This window comes from Eubacterium sp. 3_1_31, from assembly GCF_964249515.1.
Classification (GTDB): domain Bacteria; phylum Bacillota_I; class Bacilli_A; order Erysipelotrichales; family Erysipelotrichaceae; genus Longicatena; species Longicatena caecimuris.
The window spans coordinates 1-668 of the sequence record NZ_CAXUBY010000115.1; the positions used below are offsets into that span (position 1 = coordinate 1).

Genomic DNA, 668 nt, shown 5'->3' on the forward strand with positions numbered 1-668 from the left:
CAAAGAAAAACATTGTAAATAAAGATTATAAAGATATGACACCAGAGGAAAAGATTAAATATCTTGAAGATAAAAATTTATATTTAGAAGCGGAGAATGAATATTTAAAAAAATTGAGAGCTGTAATTCAGGCAAGGAAGAATCAACAATCAAAGAAAAAGTAGCGGTTGTTTTTGAATTACAGCGTAAATACCCAATTCGTATTCTTCTACATATTTCAAGACTGAAAAGATCTACATATTATTATACTTTATCTAAGACCAATAAGGATATGAAGAACGATAAAGTTATGAACACTATTATTGATATCTACTATACACATAAAGGTCGTTATGGATACCGCAGAATCACGCTAGAATTGATAAATAAAGGGTTTATGATGAATCATAAGAAGGTAAAACGGTTGATGTCTGTGATGGGCTTATATGGCGTTACACCAAAAGCAAAATACAAGTCTTATAAAGGTGATATGAATGGCACTGTAAAAAACCAACTGCTTACACAAGTTATCGATAAAGAAAATCACAAAACTTATTATGAGAGAAATTTTGAAACAACACGGTGCAATCAGAAATGGTCGACAGATGTTTCTGAATTTCATATAGGAGCAGGTAAACTGTATTTATCCCCAATCATCGATTTACATAATCGTGAAATCATATCCTACA

At 30.7% G+C, this 668-nt stretch carries 1 protein-coding gene; it reads left to right on the forward strand.

The genetic code is table 11. The annotated features are described in order from the left end of the window. Positions 1-289: 289 nt before the first annotated feature. Positions 290-668: IS3 family transposase (locus ACESSZ_RS16485; protein ID WP_499842912.1), on the forward strand; the 379-nt coding region annotated here is incomplete at its 3' end.